Source organism: Zhihengliuella flava (genome assembly GCF_015751895.1).
Classification (GTDB): Bacteria; Actinomycetota; Actinomycetes; order Actinomycetales; family Micrococcaceae; genus Zhihengliuella; species Zhihengliuella flava.
Window position 1 is genome coordinate 1,710,071 of record NZ_JADOTZ010000001.1, and the last position, 26,192, is coordinate 1,736,262.

19 protein-coding genes and 3 rRNA genes are annotated in these 26,192 nt (G+C 63.6%); 19 read left to right on the forward strand and 3 right to left on the reverse strand.

Features of this window, described 5'->3' with window-relative positions; translation table 11 throughout:
• The first annotated feature begins 211 nt into the window (after positions 1-211).
• The 5 genes from IW252_RS07920 to IW252_RS07940 all read left to right on the forward strand — a co-directional run bounded on the left by IW252_RS07920 (position 212) and on the right by IW252_RS07940 (position 5,091).
• Positions 212-1,426 (forward strand): CaiB/BaiF CoA transferase family protein, encoded by a 1,215-nt coding sequence (locus tag IW252_RS07920; protein WP_196836060.1) that lies wholly within the window; start codon positions 212-214, stop codon positions 1,424-1,426.
• Positions 1,427-1,434: 8 nt separating this feature from the next.
• Complete coding sequence (locus IW252_RS07925; protein WP_331271487.1) at positions 1,435-2,292, forward strand: hydroxymethylglutaryl-CoA lyase; 858 nt, start codon at positions 1,435-1,437, stop codon at positions 2,290-2,292.
• A 194-nt stretch (positions 2,293-2,486) separates the two neighbouring features.
• Positions 2,487-3,749 (forward strand): 2-hydroxycarboxylate transporter family protein, encoded by a 1,263-nt coding sequence (locus IW252_RS07930; protein WP_331271488.1) that lies wholly within the window; start codon positions 2,487-2,489, stop codon positions 3,747-3,749.
• Positions 3,750-3,810: 61 nt separating this feature from the next.
• Positions 3,811-4,458 (forward strand): IclR family transcriptional regulator domain-containing protein, encoded by a 648-nt coding sequence (locus IW252_RS13800; protein WP_196836063.1) that lies wholly within the window; start codon positions 3,811-3,813, stop codon positions 4,456-4,458.
• 210 nt (positions 4,459-4,668) lie between these two features.
• Complete coding sequence (locus IW252_RS07940) at positions 4,669-5,091, forward strand: acyl-CoA thioesterase (protein ID WP_196836064.1); 423 nt, start codon at positions 4,669-4,671, stop codon at positions 5,089-5,091.
• A 78-nt stretch (positions 5,092-5,169) separates the two neighbouring features.
• Here the strand turns inward: IW252_RS07940 and IW252_RS07945 are convergent, their stop codons facing one another.
• On the reverse strand, positions 5,170-6,858 hold the full coding sequence (locus IW252_RS07945; RefSeq protein WP_196836065.1) for an MDR family MFS transporter: 1,689 nt from the start codon (positions 6,856-6,858) through the stop codon (positions 5,170-5,172).
• A 1-nt stretch (position 6,859) separates the two neighbouring features.
• Positions 6,860-7,525, reverse strand: a complete 666-nt coding sequence (locus IW252_RS07950; RefSeq protein ID WP_196836066.1) for a TetR/AcrR family transcriptional regulator — start codon at positions 7,523-7,525, stop codon at positions 6,860-6,862.
• Positions 7,526-7,780: 255 nt separating this feature from the next.
• On the opposite strand from IW252_RS07950, the gene ftsH reads away from it, so the two are divergent.
• The 14 genes from ftsH (at position 7,781) to IW252_RS08020 (ending at position 25,246) form a co-directional block, all read left to right on the forward strand.
• Positions 7,781-9,844, forward strand: coding sequence for an ATP-dependent zinc metalloprotease FtsH (ftsH, locus tag IW252_RS07955; protein ID WP_196836067.1), 2,064 nt, complete (start codon positions 7,781-7,783; stop codon positions 9,842-9,844).
• A 117-nt stretch (positions 9,845-9,961) separates the two neighbouring features.
• Positions 9,962-10,564 (forward strand): GTP cyclohydrolase I FolE, encoded by a 603-nt coding sequence (gene folE / locus IW252_RS07960; RefSeq protein ID WP_408065766.1) that lies wholly within the window; start codon positions 9,962-9,964, stop codon positions 10,562-10,564.
• A 21-nt stretch (positions 10,565-10,585) separates the two neighbouring features.
• A complete protein-coding gene (gene folP / locus IW252_RS07965; protein WP_231365956.1) occupies positions 10,586-11,515 on the forward strand; it encodes a dihydropteroate synthase in 930 nt (309 codons plus the stop codon).
• 1 nt (position 11,516) lies between these two features.
• The gene (folB, locus tag IW252_RS07970; RefSeq protein ID WP_331271489.1) at positions 11,517-11,891 is read left to right on the forward strand and encodes a dihydroneopterin aldolase; all 375 of its coding nucleotides are present in this window, start codon (positions 11,517-11,519) and stop codon (positions 11,889-11,891) included.
• Positions 11,888-12,427 carry a 2-amino-4-hydroxy-6-hydroxymethyldihydropteridine diphosphokinase gene (gene folK / locus IW252_RS07975; RefSeq protein ID WP_196836069.1) on the forward strand — a complete coding sequence of 180 codons (540 nt, stop codon included), beginning with the start codon at positions 11,888-11,890 and terminating at the stop codon, positions 12,425-12,427. The genes folB and folK overlap by 4 nt, the downstream gene beginning before the upstream one ends.
• Before the next feature lie 3 nt (positions 12,428-12,430).
• Positions 12,431-13,018, forward strand: a complete 588-nt coding sequence (locus tag IW252_RS07980; RefSeq protein WP_196836070.1) for a DUF3180 domain-containing protein — start codon at positions 12,431-12,433, stop codon at positions 13,016-13,018.
• A 13-nt stretch (positions 13,019-13,031) separates the two neighbouring features.
• Positions 13,032-13,544 (forward strand): PH domain-containing protein, encoded by a 513-nt coding sequence (locus IW252_RS07985; protein WP_408065784.1) that lies wholly within the window; start codon positions 13,032-13,034, stop codon positions 13,542-13,544.
• Positions 13,541-15,166, forward strand: a complete 1,626-nt coding sequence (locus IW252_RS07990) for a PH domain-containing protein (protein ID WP_196836072.1) — start codon at positions 13,541-13,543, stop codon at positions 15,164-15,166. Before IW252_RS07985 ends, IW252_RS07990 begins: the two co-directional genes overlap by 4 nt.
• Complete coding sequence (locus IW252_RS07995) at positions 15,159-16,031, forward strand: Rossmann-like and DUF2520 domain-containing protein (protein ID WP_196836073.1); 873 nt, start codon at positions 15,159-15,161, stop codon at positions 16,029-16,031. The genes IW252_RS07990 and IW252_RS07995 overlap by 8 nt, the downstream gene beginning before the upstream one ends.
• Positions 16,032-16,077: 46 nt before the next feature.
• A complete protein-coding gene (panC, locus tag IW252_RS08000; protein ID WP_196837189.1) occupies positions 16,078-17,013 on the forward strand; it encodes a pantoate--beta-alanine ligase in 936 nt (311 codons plus the stop codon).
• A gap of 576 nt (positions 17,014-17,589) precedes the next feature.
• A 16S ribosomal RNA gene (locus IW252_RS08005) occupies positions 17,590-19,112 on the forward strand.
• Between the two features lie 507 nt (positions 19,113-19,619).
• Positions 19,620-22,749 (forward strand): 23S ribosomal RNA (locus IW252_RS08010).
• A 231-nt stretch (positions 22,750-22,980) separates the two neighbouring features.
• A 5S ribosomal RNA gene (gene rrf / locus IW252_RS08015) occupies positions 22,981-23,097 on the forward strand.
• Together the 16S, 23S and 5S rRNA genes form the textbook arrangement of a ribosomal RNA operon.
• A 169-nt stretch (positions 23,098-23,266) precedes the next feature.
• Entirely contained in the window at positions 23,267-25,246 is a 1,980-nt protein-coding gene (locus tag IW252_RS08020) for a M13 family metallopeptidase (RefSeq protein ID WP_196836074.1), read from the forward strand.
• Here the strand turns inward: IW252_RS08020 and IW252_RS08025 are convergent.
• On the reverse strand, positions 25,233-26,183 hold the full coding sequence (locus IW252_RS08025) for an alpha/beta hydrolase (RefSeq protein WP_196836075.1): 951 nt from the start codon (positions 26,181-26,183) through the stop codon (positions 25,233-25,235). The two genes, IW252_RS08020 and IW252_RS08025, sit on opposite strands and share 14 nt — an antisense overlap.
• Positions 26,184-26,192: the final 9 nt, after the last annotated feature.

Below are 26,192 nucleotides of genomic sequence, written 5' to 3' on the forward strand. Positions count from 1 at the left end.
CTGATGCGCCGCGACTTGTCCCACTGGGTGGGATCTTTGATCTATTGAGTAGGAAGACGCTAGCAGCGTGTGATGCAGGTCGCAAGCACGCCGCCACGATGCGGAGTCTCCGAATCGAGAATTGAAGTCTGTTGCGTAGCTCACATCTGCCTGCTACCTTCTCTGCGCTGAATGATAAAGAGTTCCCACTGGATGGGAGATTGGAGGAGGGATGTCGAAGCACAGTACGTCCGGTCTACCCCTCGAAGGAGTCCGCGTTCTTGAACTAGGAAACTTCATCGCCGCCCCGTTTGCCGGGCGCGTGTTCGCCGATTTCGGGGCAGAAGTCATCAAGATTGAAAAGCCGGGGACGGGCGATGAGCTGCGCGATTGGCGCAAGGCGCGCGGCGGCACGTCAATGCTCTTTAGGACCATGGCACGGAATAAGAAGTCCGTGGTGTTGGACCTCCGAACGGAAGAAGGTCAAGAGGCCGTTCGGCAGTTGACCGCCGAGTGTGACGTGCTGATCGAGAACTTCCGTCCTGGCGTCCTCGAAGGGTGGGGGCTGGGGCCGGATGAGCTACAAGCCATCAATCCGGATCTCGTCTTTGTTCGGATTTCGGGGTATGGGCAAACGGGCCCGTACCGTGACCGCGCAGGATTCGGAAGCTCGGCGGAAGCCTTCGGCGGGCTTCGCTACATCACCGGAGAGCCAGACCGGCCAGCGGCGCGGTCCGCGGCCAGCTTGGCTGATACGGTCGCGGGCCTCTACGGCGTCATCGGAGCCCTCATCATCATGCTGCAACGCAGCCGCGGAGGACAAAGCGATGCAGCTCCCCTCGTCGATGTGGCGCTGTACGAAGGTGTCTTTAGCCTCTTGGAATCCCTGGTCCCGGATTACGACGCCTACGGCATGGTGCGTCAGCGCACCGGGGGCCACCTCCCAGGCGTGGTGCCCACCGGGTCCTATCCCACCGGCGATGGCCTTGAAGTCGTGATTGGCGGCAATTCGGCCTCCGTCTTCAAACGGCTCATGCGCGCGGTCGGTCGTGAGGACTTGGCGGACGACGTTGCGCTGGAATCCACGGAGGCGCGCAGTGCGAGAGAAGAGGAGCTTAACGGCCTCATTTCAGCGTGGACTCAAGCACGTCCGCTCGGAGAGGCGCTGCACGCATTGAATGCGGCCGGCGTACCAGCTGGCCCGGTCTATGACGCGCCGTCGATTGCGGAGGACGAGCACTTTCTGGCGCGCGGAATGGTCCAAAAGCACCAAGTCGTCATCGAGGATGAGCCGGAGGACGTCCGTTTCCCCGGCGTCGTGCCTGTCCTGCCCGGCCGCGAGGGCATCGTGCGCTGGGTCGGACCGGACTTGGGAGCCCACACGGAGGAAGTGCTGTCTCGGTTGGCGGTTTCCGGCACCAATAGCTCGGCAGGTCGGTCCGCATGAACATTCACGTGACCGATGTTTTCCTACGCGATGGACTCCAAGATGAAGACGTCATCGTCTCCGTTGCTGACCGCGTGCACACGGGCGAGTTGCTCGCCGCCGCAGGAGTGGGGCGATTCGAGGTGGGGTCGCTGGTAAACCCCCAACGCGTGCCGCAGATGAGAGGCACCGAAGAGGTGCTGGCTCGATTGCAGCAGACGACGGCGTCGGAGCTCACGGTGCTGGCGTTGAATGCGCGCGGAGTACGCCGAGCTGCGGAGGCCGGCGCGACCGATGTCCAGATCGTCGCCTCGGCCAGCCAAGCTCACAGTGCAGCCAACGCTGGCCGCAGCACCGAAGTGGCCATGGAAGAACTGGCAGCCGAGGTGGCGCGTCATCCTGAGTTGAGGTTTCATGCGGGGATCTCCACTGCTTTTACCTGCCCCATCGAAGGCCCGATTGAGCCGGAGCGCGTCATCGGCTTGGTACGCGGGTTCTTGACCATGGGAGTGCACAGTATTGGCTTGGCGGACACGGTGGGAACCACCAACCCAGCCCAGATCGGCGCAAGCCTCGAGGCGGTGCAGGCTGCGGAGCCTGACGTGACGTATTCCTTGCACCTACATAACGCGCACGGCCAGGCCCTACGCAGTGTCGACGTGGCGATCGCCGCGGGGGTGACGCGATTCGACGCCGCCCTCGCAGGGTTCGGCGGGTGCCCCTTCGCCCCCGGGGCCGCCGGAAATCTAGCCACGGAAGCACTCGTTCGTCATCTCCATGCTTCCGGGCATCAGACGGGGATCAATGAGGAACTCCTAGCCGAGGCGGCCGATCAAGCGCGAGCCATTGTTCGGATGTCTCCCCCTCATGCGACGCACGCGTCCTAGAGCGGCCTTGCCGCGACGCACCTACGATTCAACAACGAGAAGAAAAGAGGACGACGATGTCTTCATCACCAACCCACAAGACTGATGAGCTGGCTCAAGAGTCAGGTTCGGGAGTCTCACGACCAGTAACCGGCACTTCGGATGATCGACCAGGGGTGCACTTTCCCGCGGCCCTCGGTACGAAGATCAGCAGCGTGCCCGCTCCCATCTACCTTGTCCTGACGGCCGTTGTGCTGATTGCCGCCGTGACGGGCAACCTACCGACTTCCATGGTGAGCGGATTTACGCTGACGATCCTGCTCGGGGGACTGTTCATCTGGCTGGGCAATCTGATTCCCAAGGTACGGGACTTTGGCCTTCCGACCATCCTGTGCACCTTCGGTCCGGCCACGCTGATCTACTTCGGGCTCATGCCGCAGCCTCTGATCGACGTCGCCACGATTTTTGTTGCGGAGCAAGGCTTCCTCGACTTTTTCATCGTCGCGATCATTGCCGGTTCCCTCCTCGGCATGCCGCGGCAGCTCCTCATGAAGGCTGGTCCGCGATTCGCGGCGCCCCTGCTGGGCTGCATCGCCGTGACCTTCCTCGTGGTGGGGGCTCTTTCTGCGCTGTTCGGTCAAGGATTCATCGAGGGCATCCTCTTCGTCGCTGCACCGGCTATGGCGGGTGGATTGGGCCTGGGTGCGCTGCCCATGTCGGAGATGTATGCGGCACAGACCGGCACTGATTCCGGTGCGTTCATGGGCGATCTCATGTCCGTGGTGGTCATCGCCAACATCTTCTGCATTCTGATCGCTGGAATCTACAACGCTCTCAGCAAAGCGCGCCGGCAATTGTTCGTTGGTTTCAACGGCTACGGACAGCTGATGCGTGTTAAGGGCACCGCCGCCGAGCTGAGCCTGCCCGAGAAGCGGAAGGCCTCGTCATTCATCGCTTTGGGGCAGGGCCTACTGATCGCTGGTGGACTCTTCGTGCTCGGGGAACTGCTCGGTGCTTATCTCACCTTCATGCACCCCTATGCGTGGACGATCGTCGCCGCTGCTCTCGTCAAGATCTTTTCTCTGCTTCCGCAAGAACTGGAGAACTCCACGGCTGACTGGGGAGATATGGTCAACGCCGTCCTCGTGCCAGCGCTGTTGGTGGGTGTTTCGATCTCCTACATCAGCATTGAGGAGGTTCTCGCGTCGCTGACCAACCCCCTCTTTATCGTCCTTACGGCAGCAAGCGTGGTGTTGGCGACGGTCTCTTCCGGCCTCATCGGTTGGCTCCTTAAGTTCAACTTCGTCGAGGTGTCGATAACCCCTGGTCTGGTGATGGCGGATACCGGCGGTAGTGGTGACGTAGCCGTGCTCAGCGCTGCCGATCGTCTGCACTTGATGCCGTTTGCGGCCCTCTCCACCCGTCTCGGCGGTGCGGTGGTCCTCTTTGTCACGTCCTTCCTCGTTCAATTCCTTTGAATCGCGCGAGCGCAGGCTTGACGAGGCACGATGTAAGTCGGGCACGTTCTATCGTGGAACTATGACCACTGACAACGGGACCGCCTCAAACCGCACCCTAGAGCGCGCAGCGGCCATCCTTGATGCTGTCGGCTCGTCGGCGATATCGGCTAGCGAGGTGGCCCGCAGAACGGGGCTATCCGTCTCGACGGCCCACCGACTCGGTCTTCAGATGGTTGAGTATGGGTTTCTTCAGCGAACGACTGAGGGGGCTTTTCGCCTCGGCCATCGGTTAGTCCGGTCCACGTTGGAGAAGGCGGCTGCTCCTATCTTGGAGCGCTTGCGTGACGAGACCGGAGAAACGGCACAACTCTGGGTTCGGCGTGGGACGGAGCGTATCTGCATCGTCAATTTTGAGAGTCGACACGAACTGCGCGCCACGAATCCATCCGGTTCTCGATTGCCGCTGCCCGCCGGTTCCGCGGGGCGGCTCTTAGCCGGTACGGATGATGCGTTGGAGGAGATCGAACGCTCGGGCTGGGTTGAATCCGTCGGCTCGAGGACGCCCGGCTTGGGCTCGGTCAGCGTCGGCGTTTACGCCGCCGATCAGTTGGTCGGCGCCATCTGTCTTGCGATGCCATTAGCCCGAACGGCGCAGTCTCCTGGGCGGGATTATGGCCGTCACGTGGTGTCCGCAGCTGAGCAGCTTGAGGGTGAGCTGGTGAGCTGAGCCCTCTAAGGTCGGCGTTCACTTGGCCCCGTTCTCGGCGGCCGCGGACCCGGAATCCGTGGCCTCACGGTGCTGAAACAGCCGCAGAACGGGGCAGTATGACGCGGCTCCCACGTGTGACCCTCCACGCGAAGCCTGCCGGAGCGGCCGCACCGCCGCTAAGGTGACAGGGGGCGCCGAGCCGGGCGCCGGGAGCACAAGGAGATGAACATGGCTGCCAATGGGGACATCACGTTCCATACCCGCAAGTGGGTCCGCCCGGAGGACCTCAACGCCAACGGGACGCTCTTCGGCGGGTCCCTGCTGCGCTGGATCGATGAGGAAGCAGCGATCTACGCCATCATTCAGCTGGGTAACGGGCACGCGGTGACCAAGTACATGTCGGAAATCAACTTTGTCAGCTCCGCCAAACAGGGGGATCTGATCGAGATGGGCCTGACCGCCACGCACTTCGGCCGGACGTCCCTGACCATGCGCGCCGAGGTGCGCAACATGTTCACCCGCCAGTCCATCCTGACGATCGAGAAGCTGGTGTTCGTCAACCTCGGTGAGGACGGCCAGCCAGCGCCGCACGGCTATACGGATATCACGTATACGCGAGACCGGGTTCCGCGGCAGCACTTGAGCACGTAAGCGCGGTCACCACAGGTCACGCAGCAGAGGCCCCCGCCACCCAGACTGGGTGACGGGGGCCTCTGGCGTTGAGCTCGGCTAGGTCCGGCTTGAGGTGGACGCCTCCTCCTCGCGCTGGTCCTCGGTGCCGGCACTGTTGGCCGCTGCCGGCGCGTGCCCGACGCTCAGGCGTTCGGCCTCGAGCCGATCCGCGTCCGGTCCGCCAACCGCCTCGCCGCGGGCGACCATCCCGGCCACCTCGGAGAGCGGGATCTGCTTGAGCAGCAAGGAGAGGATGAAGGCGATCGCCAAGAACGGGATGAGGTACCAGAACACGGGCGCCAAGGAGTCGGCGTAGGCGGTGACGATTCCGTCCCGCACGGCTTCCGGCAATTGGTTCATAGTCTGCGGGTCCAGCGTGCTCGCCGCGTTGCCGGCTTCCGCGGCGCTCGCCCCGGAACTGGCGAAGACCTCTGTGAGTTCCGTGGAGAGGCGGTTGGTGAACATGGCGCCAAAGATGGCGACGCCGAGCGAGGCCCCCACTTCACGGAAGTAGTTGTTGGTGCTGGTCGCGGTACCCACCATGGCTGCGGGGACCGCGTTCTGGACCACCAAGACCACCACCTGCATGATCAGGCCCAAGCCTGCGCCGAGCAGGAACAGGTAGGAGCAGATCTGCCACAGCGGCGTCTCGGCGGAGAGGGTGGTCATCAGCAGCATCGAGGCGATCGTGACCACGGTTCCCGCGATCGGGAACATCTTGTAGCGGCCGAGCTTGGAGACCATGATGCCGGAGGCGATCGAGGTGCCCATCATGCCCACCATCATCGGCAGCATGAGCAGCCCGGACTCGGCGGCTGACGTGCCGGAGGACATCTGCAGGAACGTCGGCATGAACGCCAGGGCGGAGAACATGCCCAGCCCCAACGTGAAGCCGATCGCCGTCGCGTTGATGAAGATCGGGTTGCGGAACAGGGACAGCGGAATGATCGGATCCTCGGCGCGCGCCTCGGTCACCACGAAGGCGGTGGCAGCGATCACCAGGCCGGCGCCCCACATCCACGTCTCCGGGGCGGACCAGCCGTGGTCGGCGTTGCCGCCGAACTCGGAGAAGAAGATGAGGCACGTCGTGGCGATGGACAGGAAGACGACGCCGCCAATGTCGATGCGGCGCGTGGCGCGCTTGCTCGGCAGCGTGAGCGCGAACCAGGCGATCGCGAAGGCGGCGATGCCGATCGGGATGTTGATGTAGAACGCCCATTCCCACGTGAGGTGGTCCACGAAGAAGCCGCCGAGCAGCGGGCCGGCCACCGCGGAGAGGCCGAAGATGCCGCCGATGGGGCCCATGTACTTCCCGCGCTCCGAGGCGGGGACGATGTCGGCGATGATGGCCTGGGAGAGGATCATCAGGCCGCCGCCGCCGAGGCCCTGCATGGCGCGGAACACCACGAACGTCCAGAAGTCACCGGCGAGGGCGCAACCGATCGAGGCCACCGTGAAGAGCGCGATGGCGATGAGGAACAGGTTCCGCCGCCCCAACACGTCGCCAAACTTGCCGTAAATCGGCATGACGATCGTGGTCGCCAGGAGGTACGCGGTGGTGATCCAGGCCTGGTGTTCGACGCCGCCCAGTTGGCCGACGATCGTGGGCATGGCGGTGGAAACGATCGTTTGATCGAGGCTGGCCAGCATCATGCCGGCAATCAGCGCGGAGAAGATGATCCAGATGCGGCGTTGAGTCAGCAGCAGGGGCTGGCCGTCGCTACCGGCGCGAGGGGTTCGGGCCATGTCAGTCCTTTGAACGTGGTGAGGCGGGGGCGAAGAGGCGTTCCGCGTGCGCGAAGTTGGCCTCCAAGATGTGGGCGAAGCGGGCGCGGGTGGCCTCCTCCGTGAGCTCGGAGGACGACGACGGCGGGTCCGCGTGCTCTTCGGAGACAAACTCGTGCAGCGAGGTCATGAGCAGATGGCCGCTGAAGCCTGCCGCAGCGAGCGCGAACGGGTCGGTGTCGGGGAGCGACTCGCGGCGCGCGATGAGCGCGGCCAGGTCACGGCGTCGTTGTTCGTTGATCTGCATCATTCGGCGCATGAGCGCGGTCTCCGAGTGCAGGAGTTCCATGAAGATGGCGACGTCGTGGCCGAAGCGCTGGTGGGAGGGGAAGCGGCGGAGGAACAGGTCCTTCAGGGCCGCCGGCAGGGGGTCCGCGGAGTCGACGAAGGCGGAGTCCGTGGCTAGGGGGAGATCCTCTGAGCCGACGCCCAGGACGGCGTCCTCCTTGGTCTGGAAATAGTTAAAGAAGGTACGCCGGGAGACGTCGGCCGCCTCGGCGAGCTCTTCCACCGTGAAACCACTCAGCCCGTGTTCGGCGGTCAGGCGGCGGGCGTGGTCCACGAGCGCGGTGTGGGTGGCTTGCCGGCGGCGCTCACGCGCCCCCTGCGAACTTGCACTTTCACTCATGCAGTGCATTTTTGCACTGAAATGGGTGAGGTGCAATTTAAGTGGTACCGTTCACGCCGAACGCCCGGCGGGCTCCCCGGCTACGCCCAGAGGGAACTTTTGGCGCTCGCCGTGCGTCAAACACTAGGTGAGTGCAAAGCTAGAGGGTGTTGCACTGTCGCCGGCGCCACGCGCCGCGCTGCGAGTTGATCCGTGACCGGCCGTGAGCCGGGCGCGCGAAGTCCGATCAGGAGGGACGGGGACGGGACCCCGAACATGAACGTCAAGAAGATCTTTAACAGCTGGGTCATCTGGGTGCTCATCGGCGCTGCCGCGCTGATCATCTTCCTGCCCACGCTGACCGGGGGGAGCGCCTCCCAGGTCAACACGAGTGTCGGGTTGGAGCTGCTGGAGGAGGACAAGGCCGTCGAGGCCAAGATCTTCGACGGCGAGCAGCGCGTGGACCTGACGCTGGCCAATAACTTTGAGCACGAAGGCGAAGACCTCGGTAAAAACGTCTCCTTCTACTATTCGACGGCGCGCGCCGAAGACGTCATCGACGCCATGAATCAGGCGGACCTCGACGACTTCACGGACCAGCCCGTGCAGAACAACTGGTTCGTCTCGATGCTGGGATTCCTGATCCCGTTCATCCTCATCGCCCTCCTGTTCTGGTTCCTCATGTCCCGCGCGTCCGGCGGCGGTGGCAAGGTCATGCAGTTCGGCAAGTCCAAGGCCAAGCAGATCAACAAGGAAACTTCCGAGGTCCGCTTCGCCGACGTCGCTGGCGCTGACGAGGCCGTGGAAGAACTCCACGAGATCAAGGAGTTCCTGCAAGATCCCGCGAAGTTCCAGGCCGTCGGAGCGAAGATCCCCAAGGGCGTTCTGCTCTATGGCCCTCCCGGAACCGGTAAGACCCTCCTGGCCAAGGCGGTCGCCGGCGAGGCCGGAGTCCCGTTCTTCTCCGTCTCCGGCTCGGACTTCGTCGAGATGTTCGTCGGTGTCGGCGCTTCCCGTGTGCGCGACATGTTCGAGCAGGCCAAGAACAACTCGCCGGCCATCATCTTCGTCGATGAGATCGACGCCGTGGGCCGGCACCGCGGTGCCGGCGTGGGCGGCGGCAATGACGAGCGCGAGCAGACGCTGAACCAGCTCCTCGTGGAGATGGATGGCTTCGATGTGAACACCAACGTCATCCTCATCGCCGCGACCAACCGCCCGGACGTGCTGGACCCGGCGCTGCTGCGCCCGGGCCGCTTCGACCGCCAGGTCCCGGTGGAGGCCCCCGATCTGGCGGGACGCCACCAGATCCTGAAGGTCCACGCCCGCGGCAAGCCGATGGTGGAAGACATTGACCTGCATGCCGTGGCCAAGAAGACCCCGGGCTACACGGGTGCGGACCTCGCGAACGTCCTGAACGAGGCCGCCCTGCTGACGGCCCGCTCCAACGCGCAGCTGATCGATGATCGCGCCCTCGACGAGGCGATCGACCGCGTCATGGCTGGCCCGCAGAAGCGCACCCGGCTGATGAAGGAGCACGAGCGCAAGGTCACCGCCTACCACGAGGGCGGTCACGCGCTCGTCGCGGCGGCACTGAACCACTCCGCGCCCGTCACGAAGATCACCATTCTGCCGCGTGGCCGGGCCCTCGGCTACACCATGGTGGTCCCGGAAGAGGACAAGTACTCCATCACCCGCAACGAGCTGCTGGATCAGCTTGCCTACGCGATGGGCGGCCGCGTCGCCGAGGAGATCATCTTCCATGATCCGTCGACGGGCGCGTCCAACGACATTGAGAAGGCCACGGGCACGGCCCGCAAGATGGTCACCCAGTACGGCATGAGCAGCCGCGTGGGCACCGTGAAGCTCGGCTCCGGCGGGGGCGAGCCGTTCCTCGGCCGCGACGGCGGGCAGGGCCGGGACTACTCGGAGGACATGGCCCACGTCGTCGACGAGGAGGTCCGCGCGCTGCTGGACGCCGCGCATGAGGAGGCCTACCGGATCCTCAGCACCAACCGCGAGGTGCTGGACCGCCTGGCGGTCGAGCTGCTGGAGCGGGAGACGCTGAACCAGCGGGAAATCGCGGAGATCTTCCACGACCTCACCAAGCTAGATCGCCGCGAGATCTGGCTGCTCAACGATGACCGCCCGGTCGGCGAGTTCGGGCCCGTTATGTCCCGCAAGGAGCTCCGCGAGGCCGCCGAGAAGGGCACCGAGGGTCGCGAAGACGAGCCGCACTCCGGCGGCGGCGTCACGGACATCCCGGGCGTCAATGACCCGGTGGATAACAATCCACCGCGGCCTGGAACCAGTTCCACGCAGGACGACGGCGGCCAGTAGCGGCCGGCGTCGTACCCCCTGTCACCGCGGGCAGCGGTGTGAGCGAGCGGCTCGCCGGATGACGGCGAGCCGCTCGCCGCGTATCCAGTGCGAGGCGGGTTCGTTAGGATCGAGGGTGTGACTGACGACGTGGAACAGAATCAGGCCGCGGTGGCCGCAGTGGACCAGCCGCGCATCCAGGCCGCCGTGCGGGAAATCCTCGAGGCGATCGGCGAGGACCCGGACCGGGATGGGCTGCAGGACACGCCGGCGCGCGTCGCGAAGGCCTACGCTGAGTTCTTCTCCGGCCTGCACCAGGATCCGGAGGACATTCTCGGGACAACGTTTGACATCGACCACAACGAGCTGGTGTTGGTCAAGGACATCCCGTTTTACTCGACCTGCGAGCATCACCTGGTGCCCTTCCACGGCGCGGCCCACGTGGGCTACATCCCCGGCGATCACGGCCACGTGACCGGACTGAGCAAGCTGGCCCGGCTCGTGGAGCTGTACGCCCGCCGGCCGCAGGTGCAGGAACGGCTCACCACGCAAATTGCCGAGGCGCTCGTGAAGCACCTCGAGCCACACGGTGTGATCGTCGTGATCGAGTGCGAGCACATGTGCATGTCCATGCGCGGCGTGCAAAAGCCGGGCGCCCGCACCGTGACGTCGGCCGTGCGCGGCCAGCTGCGTGAAACGGCCACGCGGGCCGAGGCCATGAGCCTCATTCTGGGAAAGTAACCACCTAACGGTAGGAGCATCATGAACCTCGCAGCCGCCCCGGGAACCGGGCCCGCCACCAGCCCACTACCCGTTGTGAAGCGATCACGGGTTAAGACCTTTGCCGACCTGCCCACAGGACGCACGCTGGTGATGGGTGTCCTCAACGTCACCGAGGATTCGTTTAGCGACGGCGGGCAGTTCTTGGACACGGAGGACGCGATCAAGCACGGGCTGCGCCTGATGTACTCCGGTGCGGACATCATTGACGTCGGCGGGGAGTCCACGCGTCCCGGAGCGGCGTTCATCGACCCCGAGCTGGAACAACAGCGCGTCCTGCCCGTGGTGGAGGCCCTCGTCAAGGCTGGCGCCGTCGTCTCCGTTGACACCATGCACGTGAGCACGGCCCGCGCCGCCGTCGCGGCCGGTGCGCACCTCATCAATGACGTCTCCGGGCTGACCCACGAGGCGGACATGCCCGCGCTCGTCGCGGAGCTGGGCGTGCCGTACGTGCTGATGCACCGCCGCGGAGACCAGCAAAACATGAACGATTACGCGCAGTATGAGGACGTGGTGGCTGAGGTTCTCTCCGAGCTGGAGGCGCTGCGCACCACGTTCCTCGACGCCGGCGTCCGGCCGGAGCAGCTCATCATCGATCCGGGACTAGGCTTCGCCAAGGAGGCCCCGCACAACTGGACGCTCCTGCACCGGCTCGCCGAGTTCAAGGCGCTGGGGCACCCGGTCCTCATCGGCACCTCCCGGAAGCGCTTCTTGGGCTCGCTCCTCTCCAGCGGTGGCCAGCCGGCCGCCGCCCAGGACCGCGACGCCGCCACGGCCGCCACCAGCGCGCTGGCCGCCGCCGCTGGCGTCTGGGCGGTGCGGGTGCACGACGTCGCCTCGAGCCACGACGCCGTCAAGGTCGCCACCGCGTGGGGTCATGGCGGTGCCGGCGAACTGCGGCAGGGCGAGTAACGTGACGGACCGGATCGCGCTCACGGGGATCACGGCCACCGGCTACCACGGGGTCTTCGAGGAAGAGAAGCGGCACGGGCAGCCGTTCGTCGTTGATCTCATCCTGCACACGGATATTTCCGCCGCCGCGGCGGCGGATGACCTGACGCTCACCTCCGACTACGGTGCGGTGGCCAGCGTGGTGCACGAGCAGATCCAGGCCGGCCCGTATGACTTGATTGAGACATTGACGGAGCGCATTGCGTCTCGCGTGCTGGCCGAGTTTGCGTTGATCCGCGCCGTGGACGTCACCGTGCACAAGCCGAAGGCGCCGATTCCCGTGCCGTTTGGCGATGTGTCCATCACCATTCACCGCGACCGAGGGGAGCGCACATGAATCAGGAACCGCAGACGAGCTCGCAGGATCAGGTCACGGTGGTCTTGGCGCTCGGCAGTAACCTCGGCGAGCGGGAAGACACCCTGGCGATGGCAGTGGGCGACCTGATCGATCACCCTCAGGTCCGCCTGTCACAGGTTTCTGAGGTGGTGCAAACCAAGCCCGTGGGCGGACCGGACGGGCAGCCGGACTTCCTCAACATGGTGGTTGAGGTGCGTACGGACCTGACCCCGCATGAGCTGCTGGCCCACTGCCAGGCGGTGGAGAACAAGCACCACCGCACCCGCGAGGTCCGCTGGGGCCCGCGCACGCTGGATGTGGATGTCATCACCTACGGCGACGCCGTCGTCGACACCGAGGATCTGACGATTCCTCACCCGCGCGCCGCCGAGCGAGCGTTCGTCCTGACCCCGTGGGCGTGGATGGACCCGGAGGCGATTCTGGCGGGGCAGTCCGTTGCGGAGCTCGCCGCCCGCGCCGCGGATGCCGACGGGCTGAGCTTGTACGATCCCGATGCAAACGAAGTGGGCGACTAGCTCGTGAGCCAGCTCCGCCCGAAGATCCTGGCGATCCTCGCCCTCGCGCTGGCGGTCCTCGGCGTCGTTGCCGATCGCCTCACGCAGACCAATGGCCTCGCCGCTCCCGTGTTGCATTCAACGAGCCTCATCACGCTGGGGGCCGTCACCGTCGTCGTCTTCCTGCTGGGCTTGCGGGTGCGCGCCTATCAGCGCCAGCGGGAGCAGTGGCGCGAACAAGAACGACGCCGCCGCGCGTCCGGCGCGCGCGAGGGCCACGCAGCGTCCCTCGCCGGGGAGCCGGTCGAGATTAGCCCGGTGCTCGCGGCCCGGACGCTGGTGCTGGCCCAAGCCATTGCCTACGCCGGGGCCGTGATCTTCGGCTGGCACGCCGGTGTGGCCATCGACCTGCTGCTTGCGGCCGGCCCCGGCTCGAATTCCGTCACGCTGTCGCTGATGATGATGGGTGCATCCGTTGTCATGACTGTGGTGGGATGGGTCGTGGAACTGTTCTGCCGCGTTCCGCCGGACGATCAGGCGGGTGCGGGCAGCGAGGCAACAACAGAGGGGGAGGCCGATGGAAACGGACCGGGCTACGCAGCCGAGCGCTGATGAGGGCCGGGTCATTGACGCCCGCCACATCGACCCGGAGGGCGTCACGTGGAGCCGCGTGGACGAGAAGTATGTGACCGTCCGCGCCCTCGGCGTGGCCATCTCCGGCCTGATCTGGCTGGCGATTACCGCGGTGCCCCTCGTCCTGGCCCTGACCGGCGTCTGGGGCGGTTACCCGCGCTGGCTGGCGTGGACGCTGCCGGGCGTGGCCTTGATCTGGACCCTGATTGACCTGCTCATCACGCGCCGCCGCGTCCGCGCGATCGGTTACGCGGAGCGGGAGAACGATTTGCTGGTCCGCCAGGGCATCCTCTTCCGCAAGGTCCTCGTGGTCCCCTACGGCCGCATGCAGTACGTCGACGTGCAGATGGGTCCGGTGGACCGCGCCTTCGGGCTGTGCAAGGTCCAGCTGCACACGGCGGCGGCGAGCGTCACCGCCACCATTCCCGGGGTGAAGGCAGCGGAGGGCGCGCGTCTGCGCGAGCAGCTCTCGGACCGCGGTGAGGCAAGGCTGGCCGGGCTGTGAGCGAGGCGCAGCCGCAGTTCGAGGACGCCCAGCCCGGGGACTTCCGCTCGGCGGAGGAAGCCCCGTGGCATCGCGTGCACCCGATTTCGCCGATGGTGCGCGGCTGGATCGTCATCGTCGCGATCGTCTATGGCGTGGGCCAGAACTGGATCCAGAACATCATTCCGGGCTTCGGTGACGACGAGCCGTCAGGCGGCGAAGATCAGTTCGTCGACTTCATGCTGGATTCGCTCTTTTGGTTCGTCGCGGGCGCCGTGGTGGTGCTGCTGCTGATTCTGGGCGGGTTCTTCCTCTCGTGGAAAATGACCCGGTATCAGCTCACCGAGAGCCATGTGAATATTCATTCGGGCATCATTTTCCGGCAGCAGCGGCAGGCGCGCATTGACCGTGTCCAGGCGATCGACATCGTCCAGCCGCTGCTGGCACGTCTTTTCGGGCTGGCCGAGCTGAAGTTCGAGGTAGCGGACGGCGGCTCCACTGCGATGAAGCTGTCCTTCCTCAAGCTGGACCAAGCGCGCCAGCTGCGCGAGGACATCTTGGCCCGGGCCGCCGGCACCCGGACCCCAGCGGCGCCGAGCGCCGCCACGCAGGGAAGCGACGGCGTCGTCCCCCCGCAGCCCGGGCAGCAGGGGGTCGCGGCCCCGCAGCCGGAGCATGTCCTGGTGCGCGTGCCGGCCGGCCGGCTCATCGCGTCAATCGTCCTCTCGGGCGCCGTGTGGACGCTCGTGATCCTCGTCATCGGTGCCGTCATCCTGCAGATCGCCACCGACGGCGCCTTCTTGGTGGTGTACGCGCTGCCGGGCCTGTTCGGTTTTGTGCCGTGGATCTGGGGCCTGTTCAACACCGGCTACAACTTCTCCGCCGCCGTCAGCCCGGACGGCCTGCGCCTGTCCTACGGTTTGCTGGAGACGCGGCACCAGACGGTGCCGCCGGGCCGCATCCAGGCGATCCAAATTCGGCAGGGCATTATCTGGCGCATGATGGGGTGGCACAAGATGGTGGTGAACGTCGCCGGTTATGGAGACGCCGCCGGTGGCAGCGAATCCCGGTCCACGGTGCTACCCGTGGGTACCGGGGCCGACGTGCTGAACATCCTGTCGATCGTCCTGCCGAACCCGGGGACGGACCAGCCGCTGGAGCTTATCGAGGCGGGCATCGCCGGCAGTGGCCCGGCCGCCGGGTTTACGACGACGCCGCGCACGGCCCGCTGGCTCTCCCCGTGGGCGTGGCGCCGGCAGGGCTTCGCCGTGACCCGCACGGCGGTGTTTTCCCGCTATGGGTTCCTGAATCGCCGGCTGGACATTGTCCCGCATGAGCGCACGCAGGGGATCCGGCTGGCTCAGGGGCCGTTGGCCCGTGCGGCGTCCGTCATCAACGTTGCGCTGGCCACCACGGATGGTCCGGTGCATCCCTACATCGTTCAGGCGGCTGCCCCGGTGGCGCGTCAGTTCTTCCTCGAGCAGGCGGACCGGGCCGCCGCAGCCCGCGCGTTGCACGACCACAATCACTGGTTGGATGACGACCCGTACGGCACCGGCGTCGCCCAGACGGACGTCGGCCGGCAGGCAGCGACGGCCGGGGCGCGGCCCAGCACCACCACGCAGGAGGACACGCATGAGTAAACCGGGCCGCCTCGGGGTCGGGATCATCAGCGCGGGGAAGGTCGGGGCCGTGATCGGCGCGGCCTTGCGCGCCGCTGAACATCAGATCGTGGGGGTCCATGCGGTCTCGGAGGCCTCGCGCGAGCGGGCCGAGAACCTGCTTCCCGAGGTGCCGGTCCTCGAGATCGATGACATCCTCCGCCGGGCCGAGCTGATCGTCTTCGCGGTCCCGGATGACCAGCTGGGCCCGCTGGTGCAGGGGCTGGCGGACGGCGGGCATTTCAAGCCGGGCCATTTAGTGCTGCACACGGCCGGCCGGTTCGGGCTCGAGGTCCTGGAACCCGCCCGCGCTGCCGGCGCCATCGGCCTCGCCATCCACCCGGCCATGACGTTCACGGGCCTGAGCTTGGATCTGGGCCGGCTGGCCGACTGCGTCTTTGGTGTCACCGCGGAAGCCATGATGTTGCCGATCGCCCAGGCCCTCGTGGTGGAGATGGGGGCCGAGCCCGTGGTCATCAAGGATGCGGACCGCCCGCTCTACCACGCTGCGCTAGCGCACGCGTCGAATCACCTCGTCACCCTGACCGGGCAGTCCGCCCAGCTCTTGGGGCGCCTAGGCGTCGAACGTCCGGACCGGATCCTCGGCCCGCTCATGCGCGCCTCGCTGGAAAATGCGCTGGCGGCCGGCGAAGACGCGCTGACGGGACCCGTGGCCCGGGGGGACAGCGGCACGGTCGCCGAGCACGCCGCCGCTTTGACCGAGGAGGACGACGGCGTGGCACGGGCCTATGCGGCCATGGCCCGGGCGACCGCCGAACGCGCCGCCGCGCGCGGGCGGATCACGCAGGCGCAGGCGCAGGAGATTGCCCGGCTCCTCGGGGCCTAGGCCCCGAGCGGCCGGCCCGCGGTTTTACACTGGCGGGGTGAACGAGATGAACACTCCCATACGGACTCACCCCCGAGTGGTCACGACGGTGGCGGAGCTCCAGGTGGCGGCCCGCGCGCTCCTCGAGGCGGCCGCCGGCGACGACGGCACCGCGTCGCTGGGGCTGGTCCCCACCATGGGCGCCCTGCACGAGGGGCACGGGCGCCTGATTGCACAGGCGCGCGCCGAGAACGACGTCGTCGTGGTCTCCGACTTCGTGAACCCGTTGCAGTTCAACGACCCGGCCGACTACGAGCGCTACCCGCGCGTGTTGGACGACGACGTCGCCTTGGCCGGCCAGCACGGAGCCGACCTAGTCTTCGCGCCCGCCGAGTCCGAGGTGTATCCCGACGGGCCGCCGCGCGTGCTGTTGTCCGCGGGCACCCTCGGTGAGAAGTTCGAGGGCGCGGCGAGGCCGGGGCACTTCGACGGAATGCTGACCGTCGTCGCGAAGCTGCTGCATTACGGACAACCGGATGCCTCCACACGAGCCTCCACCCGGTACCGCGCGTACTTTGGGCAAAAGGACGCTCAGCAGCTGGCCATCGTTCGGCGCTTGGTACGGGATTTGGGGTACCCGGTAGAGATCCGTGCCGTGCCCATCGTTCGTTCCGCGCGGGGGCTGGCCCTCTCGAGCCGCAACCAGTTCCTCTCCGAGGAGCAGGCCGAGGCGGCGCTGGTTCTCTCTCGCGCGTTGTTCCTGATGCAGGAGCGCGCGGCGGCGCGCGAGCCGCTCCGGCCCGACGACGCCGTGGCCTTGGTGCGCTCCGCCCCGGGAGTGGACCTGGACTATTTCGAGGTGGTTGATCCGGCCACCTTGGAGCCGATGGCGCAGAACTGTGCAGAGTCGCCGTTTGTGGGTGACGCGCTGGTTCTCGTGGCCGCGACCGTGGGGAGCGTGCGGCTAATCGATAACCTGCCGATCACCGCCGGCTCGGTGTGACGCAGCACGCATTTGGCGCTGCGTTGCCCTGAAGGCAGCGCAGCGCCCTACTTCCCCGTGAATTCGGGGCAAACGCGGTGTTGCGGCGAGGGAGACGGCCGATTTGGAAGCGGCCCAAAACGTGTGTAAAGTATTTCGAGTCGTCGCGACGAGGACGGCGGGGATCGGGAACGGTTTCCGGGTTGTTAGGGTCGCGGTTGGCGGCTTTCCTTTTCTTTTGATCCCGGGATTTCTTCCGGGTGTTTGTTGCGCCTGGTTTTGTTTTCTTGGGTTGAGGGTTTCGGGGTTGCTGGGTAGGTCACGCAAAGCGGATTTGCACGGTGGTTTCGGATGGGGTAAGCTAGAGAAGTTGCCGCGAATTGAGCGGATCGGATGTTTTTCTGGTTTGTGAAGCGTGTGTGTCTGTTGTTTGAGAACTCAATAGTGTGCCAAGTTTGTTGATACCAAATTTTATTTGGTGAATGGTTGCCTGGTGTCCACCCCCGTGGATGCTTGGGTGACAATTTGCCAGGATTTTTTGAACTGCAGCATGATCGGCTTGTTTTCCCAAGTGGTTGTGTTGTTTTTCGTATGTTTTTTACGGAGAGTTTGATCCTGGCTCAGGATGAACGCTGGCGGCGTGCTTAACACATGCAAGTCGAACGATGAAGCCCAGCTTGCTGGGTGGATTAGTGGCGAACGGGTGAGTAACACGTGAGTAACCTGCCCTTGACTCTGGGATAAGCCTGGGAAACTGGGTCTAATACTGGATATTCAGCTTCCATCGCATGGTGGTTGCTGGAAAGGGTTTCTGGTCAAGGAGGGACTCGCGGCCTATCAGCTTGTTGGTGAGGTAATGGCTCACCAAGGCGACGACGGGTAGCCGGCCTGAGAGGGTGACCGGCCACACTGGGACTGAGACACGGCCCAGACTCCTACGGGAGGCAGCAGTGGGGAATATTGCACAATGGGCGAAAGCCTGATGCAGCGACGCCGCGTGAGGGATGACGGCCTTCGGGTTGTAAACCTCTTTCAGTAGGGAAGAAGCGAAAGTGACGGTACCTGCAGAAGAAGCGCCGGCTAACTACGTGCCAGCAGCCGCGGTAATACGTAGGGCGCAAGCGTTATCCGGAATTATTGGGCGTAAAGAGCTCGTAGGCGGTTTGTCGCGTCTGCCGTGAAAGTCCGGGGCTTAACTCCGGATCTGCGGTGGGTACGGGCAGGCTAGAGTGCTGTAGGGGAGACTGGAATTCCTGGTGTAGCGGTGAAATGCGCAGATATCAGGAGGAACACCGATGGCGAAGGCAGGTCTCTGGGCAGTAACTGACGCTGAGGAGCGAAAGCATGGGGAGCGAACAGGATTAGATACCCTGGTAGTCCATGCCGTAAACGTTGGGCACTAGATGTGGGGAACATTCCACGTTTTCCGCGTCGTAGCTAACGCATTAAGTGCCCCGCCTGGGGAGTACGGCCGCAAGGCTAAAACTCAAAGGAATTGACGGGGGCCCGCACAAGCGGCGGAGCATGCGGATTAATTCGATGCAACGCGAAGAACCTTACCAAGGCTTGACATGGACTGGATCGCCCTAGAAATAGGGTTTCCCTTCGGGGCTGGTTCACAGGTGGTGCATGGTTGTCGTCAGCTCGTGTCGTGAGATGTTGGGTTAAGTCCCGCAACGAGCGCAACCCTCGTTCCATGTTGCCAGCACGTGATGGTGGGGACTCATGGGAGACTGCCGGGGTCAACTCGGAGGAAGGTGGGGACGACGTCAAATCATCATGCCCCTTATGTCTTGGGCTTCACGCATGCTACAATGGCCGGTACAATGGGTTGCGATACTGTGAGGTGGAGCTAATCCCAAAAAGCCGGTCTCAGTTCGGATTGGGGTCTGCAACTCGACCCCATGAAGTCGGAGTCGCTAGTAATCGCAGATCAGCAACGCTGCGGTGAATACGTTCCCGGGCCTTGTACACACCGCCCGTCAAGTCACGAAAGTCGGTAACACCCGAAGCCGGTGGCCCAACCCTTGTGGAGGGAGCTGTCGAAGGTGGGACTGGCGATTGGGACTAAGTCGTAACAAGGTAGCCGTACCGGAAGGTGCGGCTGGATCACCTCCTTTCTAAGGAGCAACTAGCACTTACTGGCCGGACCCCAGTGTCTGGTGTGGTGGTGTTCAGTGTTTACTCGTTGCCGGCCCGGATGTGGTTGGGCGAGTGCTCAAGGGTGGAATATCAACGAATCGTCATCTGATGGTGGCTTCCTTGGCTGGTAGTACGCACTGCGTTGGTGGTGTTGGAATCTGGTGGGGTGGTTGTTGTTGGGTGTTTGGCACACTGTTGGGCCCTGAAGCAACAGGCCCTCCCGTGACTCCCTTTGGTGGGGTTGCGGGTTGGACTGGTTGTTTTGCCCTGCTTTGGCCTAAGCATCAATGGTTGCCGCATGTGAGTGTGGTGGTTGGTGTGGTGGGGAGCTGGGGGTTGTTGTTTGGGAACTGCATAGTGGACGCGAGCATCTTGTATCAGACATGCACTTTTGGTGTGTGTTTGAAGCAATTTCTTTGATCTCATAGAAACCTTAAACATTTTTTGGTTTTCTTGATAATAAAGCTCATTGCTTGACTGTTTGTGGTCAAGTTTTCAAGGGCGCATGGTGGATGCCTTGGCATCGGGAGCCGAAGAAGGACGTGGGAATCTGCGATAAGCCTGGTGGAGTCGATAACCGGACGTTGAGACCAGGATTTCCGAATGGGGGAACCCCGCACAGTGTCATGCTGTGTGACCCGTATCTGAACACATAGGGTACGTGGAGGTAACGCGGGGAAGTGAAACATCTCAGTACCCGTAGGAAGAGAAAACAATAGTGATTCCGTTAGTAGTGGCGAGCGAACGCGGATGGGGCTAAACCGAATCATGTGTGATAGCCGGCGGGCGTTGCATGGTCGGGGTTGTGGGAGCATCACGTACTTGTTCTGCCGGGCAAGTGTGGTGAGGTGTAGGCGTATAGGTGAAATGGTTTGAAGGCCATACCGGAGAGGGTGAGAGTCCCGTAACTGTAATGCGTACTGCCGCCATTGTGGTGTCACCCGAGTAGCACGGGGCCCGAGAAATCCCGTGTGAATCTGCCAGGACCACCTGGTAAGCCTGAATACTACCCGATGACCGATAGCGGATCAGTACCGTGAGGGAATGGTGAAAAGTACCCCGGGAGGGGAGTGAAATAGTACCTGAAACCATGTGCTTACAATCCGTCGGAGCCTCCTTGTAGGGGTGACGGCGTGCCTTTTGAAGAATGAGCCTGCGAGTTAGTGCTGTGTCGCGAGGTTAACCCGTGTGGGGAAGCCGTAGCGAAAGCGAGTCTGAATAGGGCGTTTGAGTGGCACGGTCTAGACCCGAAGCGAAGTGATCTACCCATGGCCAGGTTGAAGCGACGGTAAGACGTCGTGGAGGACCGAACCCACTTCAGTTGAAAATGGAGGGGATGAGCTGTGGGTAGGGGTGAAAGGCCAATCAAACTTCGTGATAGCTGGTTCTCCCCGAAATGCATTTAGGTGCAGCGTTGCGTGTTTCTTGTCGTGAGGTAGAGCTACTGGATGGCCGATGGGTCCCACCGGATTACTGACGTCAGCCAAACTCCGAATGCCGGCAAGTCAGAGCGCAGCAGTGAGACAGTGGGGGATAAGCTTCATTGTCGAGAGGGAAACAGCCCAGAATGCCGACTAAGGCCCCTAAGCGTGTGCTAAGTGGGAAAGGATGTGGAGTTGCTTAGACAACCAGGAGGTTGGCTTAGAAGCAGCCACCCTTGAAAGAGTGCGTAATAGCTCACTGGTCAAGTGATTCCGCGCCGATAATGTAGCGGGGCTCAAGTACACCGCCGAAGTCGCATCATTCAGTTATAGACATTAGCCTTTGTGGTTCAGTGGACTGGATGGGTAGGGGAGCGTCGTGTAGCGAGTGAAGCCGCGGTGGAAACCAGTGGTGGATGCTACACGAGTGAGAATGCAGGCATGAGTAGCGAATGACGGGTGAGAAACCCGTCCGCCGAATGATCAAGGGTTCCAGGGTCAAGCTAATCTGCCCTGGGTGAGTCGGGACCTAAGGCGAGGCCGACAGGCGTAGTCGATGGACAACGGGTTGATATTCCCGTACCAGTGAAGAACCGTCCCTACTGAACCGGTGATGCTAACCACCTCAAGCACCATAGAGCACCCTTCGGGGTGACGTTGGTGGGCGACGTGGGACCCGAACCGGGGAGGTCAGCGTATTAACAGGTGTGACGCAGGAAGGTAGCCGGGCCAGGCAATGGAATCGTCCTGGTCCAAGGGTGTAGGCCGAGGAGTAGGTAAATCCGCTCTTCATGATGGTTGAGACCTGATAGGCGCCCACCATGGGTGGGTGATCCGGTGATCCTATGCTGCCAAGAAAAGCATCGGCGCGAGGTTCTAGCTGCCCGTACCCCAAACCGACACAGGTGATCAGGTAGAGAATACCAAGGCGATCGAGAGAATCATGGTTAAGGAACTCGGCAAAATGCCCCCGTAACTTCGGGAGAAGGGGGGCCTGCCCCGTGACCACCACTTGCTGGTGTGAGCGGGTGTGGGCCGCAGAGACCAGGGGGAAGCGACTGTTTACTAAAAACACAGGTCCATGCGAAGTCGCAAGACGATGTATATGGACTGACTCCTGCCCGGTGCTGGAAGGTTAAGAGGAGCTGTCAACACTTCGGTGTGAAGCGGTGAATTTAAGCCCCAGTAAACGGCGGTGGTAACTATAACCATCCTAAGGTAGCGAAATTCCTTGTCGGGTAAGTTCCGACCTGCACGAATGGAGTAACGACTTCCCCGCTGTCTCAACCATGAACTCGGCGAAATTGCAGTACGAGTAAAGATGCTCGTTACGCGCAGCAGGACGGAAAGACCCCGAGACCTTTACTATAGTTTGGTATTGGTGTTCGGTGCGGCTTGTGTAGGATAGGTGGGAGACTTTGAAGCGGGCACGCCAGTGTTCGTGGAGTCATCGTTGAAATACCACTCTGGCCGTATCGGATTCCTAACTTCGGACCATGATCTGGTTCAGGGACAGTGCCTGATGGGTAGTTTAACTGGGGCGGTTGCCTCCCAAAATGTAACGGAGGCGCCCAAAGGTTCCCTCAGCCTGGTTGGCAATCAGGTGTCGAGTGTAAGTGCACAAGGGAGCTTGACTGTGAGAGTGACAGCTCGAGCAGGGACGAAAGTCGGGACTAGTGATCCGGCGGCACCTCGTGGAAGGGCCGTCGCTCAACGGATAAAAGGTACCTCGGGGATAACAGGCTGATCTTGCCCAAGAGTCCATATCGACGGCATGGTTTGGCACCTCGATGTCGGCTCGTCGCATCCTGGGGCTGGAGTCGGTCCCAAGGGTTGGGCTGTTCGCCCATTAAAGCGGTACGCGAGCTGGGTTTAGAACGTCGTGAGACAGTTCGGTCCCTATCCGCTGCGCGCGCAGGAAATTTGAGAAGATCTGTCCTTAGTACGAGAGGACCGGGACGGACGAACCACTGGTATGTCAGTTGTACCGCCAGGTGCACCGCTGATTAGCTACGTTCGGACGGGATAACCGCTGAAAGCATCTAAGCGGGAAGCCCACTTCAAGATGAGATTTCCCTACACATTAGTGTGAGAGGCCCCCAGCTAGACCACTGGGTTGATAGGCGGGACGTGGAAGCGAGGACTACAGACTCGTGAAGCTGACCCGTACTAATAAGCCGACAACTTACACCACAAACACCACCACAACCCCCAGGGTTGATCAACGGTGGCAAGAACACGCTCGCGTCCACTATGCGGTACCGAAACAACAACCGTTTCACCAAAAACCACATACACGTACAACACCAGCCAAGGAAACCCCTTAACAACTGGTAAGCTTGTACACAGTCCACGAACCAAACGTGGCCCACAAATTTCCCCAACAACCACCAAAAAAGCCGGTGGTGACAGCGGGTACAAGGGTTACGGCGGTCATAGCGTGGGGGAAACGCCCGGTCCCATACCGAACCCGGAAGCTAAGACCCACAGCGCCGATGGTACTGCACTCGGGAGGGTGTGGGAGAGTAGGTCGCCGCCGGACAAACACTACAAGGCAGGCCCCGCAACAACGACCGTTGCGGGGCCTGACCCATTTAACACACCAACACCATCACCCCACACCCCCGCCGCCGGCCGGAACTGTGAAAGAGTAAAGCATGTCTTTCGCGAGGGCATCATCCGCCCCGCACCGCGACACTCAGGAGTGATGAATGAGCACCGCTAGCCCCGCCACCGACCCCGTAGAGGATCACCGCGATCACGCCGTGCGTCCGCAGGACGATCTCTACCGCCACGTCAATGGACAGTGGCTAGCCACGGCGCGGATCCCGGCCGACCTCGGCAGCTACGGTTCCTTCATGAAGCTCCGCGATGATTCCGAGCTCGCCGTGCACGGGCTGATTCTTCAGGCCCAAGAGGCCGTCGACGCAGGGTCCGCGACCGCTCAGCAGCAGCGCATGGCCGCGCTCTACGGCTCGTTTATGGACGAAGAGCGCATCGAGTCCAGCGGTACCCAACCGCTCACGGACTATCTCGAGCGCATCGATGCCGCGGAGAGCCTCAGTGAATTCGTCGCCCTTATGGGCGACTTTCAGCGCCGGGGTGTTGCCGGCTTCTATCAAGTCGGCGCGAGCAACGATGCCGGAGCTCCCGAGCGCAACCTGCTGACCTTCATCCAGTCCGGGCTCGGCCTGCCGGATGAGTCGTACTACCGCGACGAGCAGTACGCCGATCTCGTCGAGCAGTACCGGGGGCACCTCGGCAGATTCCTAGCCCTGGCCGAGGTGCCCGAGCCTGAGGCGTCGGCCGACGTCGTTGTTGATCTGGAGCGGGACCTGGCCGCCCACCACTGGGACAAGGTCAAGACGCGGGACGCCAAGGCGCGCTACAACCTGATGACCGGTGCGTCCTTGTTCCAGCTGCACCCCCTCGTGGAGCATTGGTTGGCTGGAGCCCAGATCGATCCGCGGTACTTCGCCGAGGTCGATGTGTGGCAGCCGAGCTACCTCGAAGGCCTCGAGGAGGTTCTCGCCTCCCGTGGCCTCGCAGACTGGAAGCTGTGGGCCACCGTGCAGGTGCTGCGTAGCTTCGCCCCGTACCTCAGCCGTGACTTCGTCGCTGAACACTTCGCCTTCTACTCGGCCACCCTCGGTGGCGTGGAAGAACAGAAGGAGCGCTGGAAGCGCGGCGTCGCCTTCACCGAAGGCGGGGTTGGCGAGGACATCGGCCAGCTCTACGTCGAGCGCTACTTCCCGGGTGAAGCCAAGGCGCGGATGGACGCCCTCGTAGCCCAGCTCATTGAGGCCTACCGGCGTTCCATCAGCGAGTTGCCGTGGATGAGCCAGGCCACACGGGAGAAGGCACTCGAGAAGCTCTCGATGTTCCGGCCGAAGATTGGCTACCCGGTGAAGTGGATCGACTACTCGGCGATCGAGGCCGGTGATGACGTGATCGCGAACGTCGCTTCGGTCAACGCGTTCGACTTCGCCCGTGAACTGCAGAAGATCGACGACGGCGTGGACCGGGACCTCTGGTTCATGTTCCCGCAGACCGTCAACGCGTACTACCACCCTCTGCTGAACGAGATCGCCTTCCCGGCCGCGATTCTGCGCCCGCCGTTCTTCGGCGTGGAGCGGGACGCCGCCAGCAACTTCGGTGCCATCGGCGCCGTGATTGGGCATGAGATCGGGCACGGGTTTGATGATCAGGGCTCCCAATTCGACGGGACGGGAGAGCTGAAGAATTGGTGGACCGATGAGGATCGCGAGCGCTTTGACCAGCTGACGGGGCGACTTGTCGACCAGTATGAAGTCCTCGTTCCGCCGGAGGCGCCCGAGCATCACGTCAACGGCCGGCTCACGTTGGGCGAGAATATTGGCGATCTCGGTGGGCTGGGCATCGCGTACCAGGCCTACCGGATCGATGCCGAGGAGCGAGGCGAGGACATCACTGCCGCGGCCGAGGACGGGCTCACGGGGGAACAGCGCTTCTTCTACGCGTGGGCTGAGTGCTGGCGCAGCCTGACCCGCAGCGAGACCATGGTGACGCGCATTGCCACGGACCCGCATTCGCCGGCCGAGTTCCGGTGCAATCAGGTGGCCAAGAATCTGGACGCGTTCCACCGGGCCTTCGGCACGCAGCCGGGGGACGGTATGTGGCTCGAGCCCGCAGAGCGCGTCACGATTTGGTAGACGGCGGCCCTTCCCTGAAGTAGTCGGCGAGGTCTCCGACGAGCTCGTCGATGGCTGCGGGGACGGAAGCGTGGAGCCCGTCGGGGGATTCCGCGTACGTCGATCCCGCCACGGCCCGGTGCAACCGCTGGGCCGTGGCGCGGAAGTAGCGAGGGCTCTTGGCTCCTGCCATGAAGTGAGTGGAGCTCGGCAGGCCAGCGAAGTCTTGGGCCGACTCCACCTCGGCCAGGGTGGCCAGGAGCTCGCCCGTTCCAGTGGTGAGCAGGGCGCGGGTGCCCCGCCCCCAGGGGGTGCGGGTAGCGACCCCCAGTAGTGCGGCCAACAGCGGCAACGGCACGTGGGACAGCAGTGGCGAAGCACGCATGTTCCGGTGCATGAGGGCGAGGGCCCGCCCGCCATGCCCGGCGTTGGCGTGGTCGATGAAGTCCTGCATCCACGAGCTGGCGAACTCCCGCTCAATGTTGATTGCCGGGTCGTACACCGCGATCTTCGCGGGCACCAGGGACCGGTCCGCGAAGCGGTGATCGCCGGCGTCGTGCCCCTGCAGTGCTTGCACTGCGTTGAGGACCACGGAACCGCCGAGCGAATGGCCGAACAGGTTCCGGGCGCCCGTGTGCCGCAACATCAGCGTGACGTCGCTGATCTCGGTGTCCATGCCGTAGTCCGCGGGCTGAGCGGTGGAGGCGCCGCGCCCCCGCCGGTCGTACACATCAACGGCCCAGGCCTGACCGAGGGCCCCACTCAGGGCGACGGCGAAGGGGCGGTAGATCAGCGCGGTCAGGAAGGCGCCGCCCACCACCAGCACACGCCGCTCGCCCGGAGCGTTCGCATAGCCATACGTGGCGAGGCCGAGCGCGCCGCCGTCGGGCGTCGAAATCAAGGCTTCTTCAGGGCGTCCGAGCACACGCGGACCCGAGGAAAATTGGGGAATGATCATCACCTGCCA

Coding starts and splice junctions, on each gene's coding strand:
- IW252_RS07920 (WP_196836060.1), top strand. CDS start 212: ATGTCGAAGCACAGTACGTCCGGTCTACCCCTCGAAGGAGTCCGCGTT.
- IW252_RS13800 (WP_196836063.1), top strand. CDS start 3,811: ATGACCACTGACAACGGGACCGCCTCAAACCGCACCCTAGAGCGCGCA.
- IW252_RS07940 (WP_196836064.1), top strand. CDS start 4,669: ATGGCTGCCAATGGGGACATCACGTTCCATACCCGCAAGTGGGTCCGC.
- IW252_RS07945 (WP_196836065.1), bottom strand. CDS start 6,858: ATGGCCCGAACCCCTCGCGCCGGTAGCGACGGCCAGCCCCTGCTGCTG.
- IW252_RS07950 (WP_196836066.1), bottom strand. CDS start 7,525: ATGAGTGAAAGTGCAAGTTCGCAGGGGGCGCGTGAGCGCCGCCGGCAA.
- ftsH (WP_196836067.1), top strand. CDS start 7,781: ATGAACGTCAAGAAGATCTTTAACAGCTGGGTCATCTGGGTGCTCATC.
- folP (WP_231365956.1), top strand. CDS start 10,586: ATGAACCTCGCAGCCGCCCCGGGAACCGGGCCCGCCACCAGCCCACTA.
- folK (WP_196836069.1), top strand. CDS start 11,888: ATGAATCAGGAACCGCAGACGAGCTCGCAGGATCAGGTCACGGTGGTC.
- IW252_RS07995 (WP_196836073.1), top strand. CDS start 15,159: ATGAGTAAACCGGGCCGCCTCGGGGTCGGGATCATCAGCGCGGGGAAG.
- panC (WP_196837189.1), top strand. CDS start 16,078: ATGAACACTCCCATACGGACTCACCCCCGAGTGGTCACGACGGTGGCG.
- IW252_RS08020 (WP_196836074.1), top strand. CDS start 23,267: ATGAGCACCGCTAGCCCCGCCACCGACCCCGTAGAGGATCACCGCGAT.
- IW252_RS08025 (WP_196836075.1), bottom strand. CDS start 26,183: ATGATCATTCCCCAATTTTCCTCGGGTCCGCGTGTGCTCGGACGCCCT.